The organism is Halolamina salina, from assembly GCF_042678005.1.
In the GTDB taxonomy this organism is placed as follows: Archaea; Halobacteriota; Halobacteria; order Halobacteriales; family Haloferacaceae; genus Halolamina; species Halolamina salina.
Genome location: NZ_JBHUDH010000061.1, coordinates 1 through 5471 on the forward strand (window position 1 = coordinate 1; position 5471 = coordinate 5471).

General features: G+C 70.8%; 5 protein-coding genes. All 5 read right to left on the bottom strand.

The window, feature by feature from the left end; genetic code table 11:
- Positions 1 to 79 precede the first annotated feature (79 nt).
- The gene (locus tag ACFR9S_RS06990; protein WP_379818331.1) at positions 80 to 868 is read right to left on the bottom strand and encodes a class I SAM-dependent methyltransferase; all 789 of its coding nucleotides are present in this window, start codon (positions 866 to 868) and stop codon (positions 80 to 82) included.
- Positions 869 to 917: 49 nt separating this feature from the next.
- Positions 918 to 1769: an NEW3 domain-containing protein gene (locus tag ACFR9S_RS06995; RefSeq protein ID WP_379818332.1), complete on the bottom strand. Its 852-nt coding sequence runs from the start codon at positions 1767 to 1769 to the stop codon at positions 918 to 920.
- Positions 1770 to 1813: 44 nt separating this feature from the next.
- Complete coding sequence (locus ACFR9S_RS07000; RefSeq protein ID WP_379818333.1) at positions 1814 to 3790, bottom strand: hypothetical protein; 1977 nt, start codon at positions 3788 to 3790, stop codon at positions 1814 to 1816.
- Positions 3791 to 3865: 75 nt separating this feature from the next.
- Positions 3866 to 4696, bottom strand: a complete 831-nt coding sequence (locus ACFR9S_RS07005; protein WP_379732339.1) for a deoxyribonuclease IV — start codon at positions 4694 to 4696, stop codon at positions 3866 to 3868.
- A 75-nt stretch (positions 4697 to 4771) separates the two neighbouring features.
- Positions 4772 to 5471, bottom strand: a 700-nt coding sequence (locus ACFR9S_RS07010; protein WP_379818334.1) for a lipoate--protein ligase family protein, incomplete at its 5' end; no start/stop codon positions are given.

The following is a 5471-nucleotide window of genomic DNA, read 5'->3' on the forward strand; positions in this document are numbered from 1 at the left end:
GCGGTCCCGCTCGCCGTCGATACGACTGTCCAGTCGCGTCCACCCGCAGAACCGCCCACGTTCCACCCGAAACAGCGACCTACACCCGCCCCACAGTCACCTCGAACGGCACCACCTCGCGGCGACGATACGCCGCCTCCCCCATCTCGTCGACCACTTCCCGGCCCATCTCGCGCCACGCGGCCCGGAGTTCGTCGTAGTCCGCCCCCGCCGCCCGCAGTTCCCGTTCGTGCTCGGCGATGCCCGCGCCGCTGGCCTTCCGGGCGGCGCTTTCCATCGCGGGCTCGCTGTACGGCGGTTCGACCAGCTTCTCGTGGCGGTACGTGCGCCGGTCGACCACCGTCAGCCCGGCCGCCTCGAACAGGTCGGCCACGCGATCACCCATCGCCACGTCTGTCTCGACGCCCGCGAGGTACGCCTCCCGCACCTCCCGCTCCAGTCGCTCCTCGGCGTCGACCGTCGATGACACCTCGACGGCCGCGTTGTTCGGCTCGATCGCCGCGACGAGGTCGTCGGAGACGCGGGCGAACTCCCGGACCGCCGCCGCGGGGTCGGGGAGGTTGATCAGGAGCGCCTGACAGACCGCGAGGTCGACGGCGTCGTCACGGAGCGGCAGCCGCGTCGCGTCGCCGGCGACCGTCGGAATGTCGGTCCGTTCGCGGGCGACCGCCAGCAGTTCCGTGTCGGCGTCGACCCCGATCACCTCGCCGGGCGTCTCGGCGTCGAGCAGGCGGGCGAGTTCGCCCGTGCCACAGCCCACGTCAAGGATGCGCTCCCGGCTACCGAGATCGAGCGGCGAGAGCGCCGCGGTCGACTCCCACATCCCGCGGCGCGTGTGGTCGAGATACTCCGGGGTGAACTCCCGCACGGCCGGCGGTCGGGGCGCAGCGAGGAAAAGCGAGTCGGTCGAACGGGCGTCAGCCCCGGCGTGCGAGCGCGGCCGCGCCGGCGAGGGCGGCGATCGCCGCGATCGCTGCCGTCGGACCGAAGCCGGGAATCTCCGCCTGTGTCGCCTCGGTCGGGTAGCGGACGGTGACCGCGGCCGCGGGCACCCGGATCGGGTGGGTGCGGCTGTCGGCGAACGACGCGAGTTCGTACGTCTCCGCCGAGTCGTCGATCGCGTTCAGCCCGACGAAGATCCGGAACTCCGCCTCGACGGTCTCGCCCGGCTCGACGGTGCCCCAGGTGAACGTCCGGTTGCTCTGATGGTACGTCCCGGTCTCGGAGTTCGCCGAGACGTGGTTCCACCCCTCCGGCAGCGTCAGCGAGAGCGAGAGCCCCTCGACGGGCTGGTCGCCGGTGTTGGTCAACGAGAACGGCACGTAGACGCGCTCCCCGGGTTCGGCGGTCACCTCGCCCGGCTCGAAGGAGAGCGTCGCAGTCGTGCGGACGGTGAGATCCATCTCGCCGGCGACGTAGTTCCGGGGCGGGCTCGCGCCCCCGTCGGCGACGGCGACGACGACCTCGGCGTCGATATCGCCGGGGACGGTCAGCTCGTAGCCGCCGGAGTCGTTTGTCGTCGCCGTGACGACGCCATCGGGCGGGTCGGCCGCAATCTCGCGGAGTTCGGCCTCAGTGGCGTTGCCGAGGCGGCCCTCGCTGCCGACGATCACCGTCGCGTCCGCGACGGCGGTGCCGTTCAGGTAGCTGACGGTGCCCGACAGCGTGGTGTCGGTCTGGGCTGCCGGCGCCGACGCCGCGGCGGTCCCGGCGCCCGCCGCGGGCGCGACGACCAGCGAGAGCAGCGCGACGAGGAGGAGCGGTCGCATAGTCGGTGTTGGGTACGCCGTGGTAAGTCTCCCTCGGAAGCGGGCTACTCGGAGAGCAGGTCGTCGGGCACGGACGGCGTCCGCTCGTCCTCCGGGCACCAGTCGAACCGGAAGATGCTGTCGTTGGTGAGATACGTCGACAGCTCCTCCCGGGAGACCGACTCGTCGAACAGTTGCCGGGTCCCGGCGAGCTGGTACGTTGCTGGCGCCTTCTGGGTGCGGAGGGTGGCGACCCGACCGATCGGATCGTGTTCGTGGGAGTCGAGCCGGGCGGAGATGCGGTACTCCTCGGTGCCGACGCGCTCGATCCGGGAGACGAACGGCGGGTGGCCGACGGGACGGCGGGCCACCGCGAGCGTGGGATCGCCGAGGTACCGAACGCCGTCGACGCCCGCGAGGCGGGCACTGGTCGCGACCGAACGGCCGAGCACGAGGTAGATCGCGAGCTCCTGGGCGGTTTCGAGCGGGAGCGACTCGTCGGTCAGACAGGCGACCGAGACGGCGTCGTGGAGGCCGGTGATCTCCCCCGTCGACGGCCGCCCCCACTGGAACGTCACGGAGCCGACGGTGGCGTCGGGGAGCTCGTCGAACCCGAGCACGCCGTCGGAGCAGACGAACCCCGACTGGGAGATATCGCCCCCGTAGTGGACGTGCGCGTACGGCTCCCGGAGCAGCGCGCGGAGTTCGTCGCGGGTGACCGACGGCCGGTAGTCGGCGGTCGGCGGGTCGGCGAGGTCGAACCGCTCCCAGTCGACCGCTGCGAAGCGGTCCTGTTCCGGCTGGTCGAACCCCACGAACAGCACGGCGGCGCCCTCGGACGGTCGGTGCTCGTGGACGCTCGCACGCGCACGGGCAGCGGGCGGGAGGGCGGCGACGTGCTGGGGAACGTCCGGGCTGGTCGAGAGGTCGACCGGCTTCTCGGCGTCGGCGGCCGTTCGCGGGAGGCCGTCGTCGGTGACGTGGACGCGGGCGAGCGTGTTCAGGAGGTACGGCACCGCTTCGGCGTCGGTCGCCGTCGGCCGGAGGGTGCCGACCGTCGGCCAGTCGGGCACGTACGGACGGACCGTGTCGAACGGGACTTCGAGGTACTCGAGGAGCTGTCGGTGGATCGGCTCGTCGTACAGCTCCGGCGGGTAGAACGGGAGTTCAGGCCCGAGCTCGTCGTACTCGTAGCGGGGCATCGAGTAGTAGCCGCCGATGCGGACCAGGCTGTCGAGCACGATTGCGTGGCCGAGGAGATCGTCGACGGACCGCTCCAGCTCCGCCCCCGTCCCCAGCGGCTCGACGTGCTGGCTGCCGAGCCGGAGTTCGGCGTGCTCGCCGGGCACTACGTCGGCGCCGAAGTAGTGGGCGAGCGGCGTCACCCGGAGCACGTCGGCCGTGTCCCGGGGGACTGCGACGGTCACCTCAGTGTCGGGGCGGGAGAGGCCGTCGGGGACGTGGAGCTCGTCGCCGCGTTCGATCTCCGGAGGGTGGCCCCGGAGCGTCGGCCACGAACGCTCGGCCGACCACTCCTTGATCGCGGAGCCGAGGTACGACGCCGCCGTCATCAGGTCCTCGGGGTCGTCGGTCACCGATATCGTCGCGATCGGCGTCTCGTGGTGTGAGCGGGCGCCGACGACGATCTGGGACTGCTCGTCGACGGTCACCAGCAGCGACTCGGGGTTCTGCCCGTCCCCGACCAGCCGGCCGGTGATCTCGCCGTCGACGTACACGAGCAGTTTGAGCGCGGCGTCGATGTCGACGTACGCCTCGCCGAGGATCGTGAACTCGCCGTCGTCGACCGCCCCGTAGTGTTCGCCGTCGGGGCGGCGGATCTGAGCGGAGGCTCCGCCGTGGAGTTCGATCGACGAGGTCCGCAGGCTCACCGCGTCGTCGACCGGCACGTCGAACCACGCCCCCGTGGCGGGCGTCGGGGACGCGTCACGGTCGACGGTGATCCGTATCTCGCCGCCGCCCGCCTCGTCGCGGACCGTCAGTTCACCGTCGGAGAACGAGAACGATACGGGTGACTCCGTCATCGCCGCCTCCGATACATGGATGGAGGGAGTCGGTTGACACGTATATGTGTTACTAGGAGAGTGAAAGCGCGAAAACTACTCCCGCAGCTCGCGGACGTGCTCGACGTTCCACGCGAAGCTCCGGCCGTCCTCGGTCGGGGTCTCCAGCACGAACGGCTGGTCGCGCCACTCGGGGTGGTTGATTATCCGGCGCATGCCGTCGTCGCCGATGTGGCCGTCGCCGATGTGGGCGTGCTCGTCCTTGTTGGTCCCGCACTCGTGTTTGGAGTCGTTGAGGTGGATGTAGTGGAGATACTCCGTCCCCACCACGTCGTCGAACTCCGCGACCGTCTCGTCGACGGCCTCGGGCGTCGAGAGGTCGTAGCCCGCCGCGAACATGTGGGCGGTGTCGAGACAGACGCCGATCTCCTCGTCGGTCCGGTCGATCACTTTCGCGAGGTGCTCGAACTCCCCGCCGAGCTTGGTGCCGCTGCCCGCGTCGCTCTCGACGAGCACTGTCACGCCGTCGGGTACATCGAGGCTATCGATCACGTTCGCGGCGTTCTCGATGCCGCCCTCGACGCCGGCACCGGTGTGGGCGCCGAGGTGGACGTTCACGTACTCGATGCCGAGGCGATCGGCGGCGTCGACCTCCTGCTGCATCGAGTCGCGGCTCTTCTCCCGGAGGTCCTCCTTCGGCGTACAGAGGTTCACGAGGTAGGAGGAGTGGATCACCCACGGGCCGGCGAGCTCCTCTTCGGTCTCCTCGCGGAACCGTTCGGCCTCCTCGTCCTCGATGGTGCCGTGGTCCCAGACCTGCGGCGAGTGGGTGAACACCTGCCCGCAGTTGCCGCCGATCTCGACCTGTCGCTCGACCGCGTTGTCGACGCCCCCGGCGATGGAGACGTGTGCGCCGATCTTGAGCATGGTTCGACTGCGCGAGCGACTACCAAAAGCGGTTCGAAGCCGGGGGAGAGACCGACAGCCGCAGGTGTGGTCCCGCTACCGCTCGGCGTCGCGCTCGCGGATCCACGCGTCGTGCTCGTACTTCTCGGCCGCGATCTCCCGGCCGCGGGCCAGCTCCGCGTCGGTCCAACTCCCCTCCTCGGCGTCGGCCCACTCCTGCAGTGCGGTCTCGAAGGCGTCGACGGCCTCGGCGCGGCTCACGTCGACGATATCGGTGATCCCGGCCACGCGCTCGGAGAACTCCTCGGGAGTCACGCCCGGATCAGCGAAGACTGCGAGGTGGGCCTCGGGCCGGGCGTCGTAGGTGATCGAGCCGTGCTGGATCACGGCGTCCTTCCGGCGGTACTGGGCGTTCCCCGCCAGCTTCCGGCCGGCGCCGCCGTCGCTCACCACGTCGTGGGCGGGGTGGAGGCCGCGGAGGTAGCACGCCGGCTGGTAGATCGGCGGCCGCTCCTCGTCGACGAAGTCGGCGTCGACGCCCAGCCGCGCGAAGGCGTCGAGGATCGGCGGGCAGAGCTCGTGGTAGCTCTCGATCAGCTCGCCCGGGAGCTCGTCGGCGGGCGCGGCGATGGAGTAGGCGATGTCGCCCTCGTTGTCGTGGTAGATGCCCCCGCCGCCCGTCTGCCGCCGGGTCACGTCGACGCCCGCCGCCGCCCGTTCCGTGAGCGCGTCGTAGATGCCCTCCGTCAGCAGGTCGGCCGTCTCGGCGCCGAACACGACGCGCACCTCGGCGTCC

Coding starts and splice junctions, on each gene's coding strand:
- ACFR9S_RS06995 (WP_379818332.1), bottom strand. CDS start 1,769: ATGCGACCGCTCCTCCTCGTCGCGCTGCTCTCGCTGGTCGTCGCGCCC.
- ACFR9S_RS07000 (WP_379818333.1), bottom strand. CDS start 3,790: ATGACGGAGTCACCCGTATCGTTCTCGTTCTCCGACGGTGAACTGACG.
- ACFR9S_RS07005 (WP_379732339.1), bottom strand. CDS start 4,696: ATGCTCAAGATCGGCGCACACGTCTCCATCGCCGGGGGCGTCGACAAC.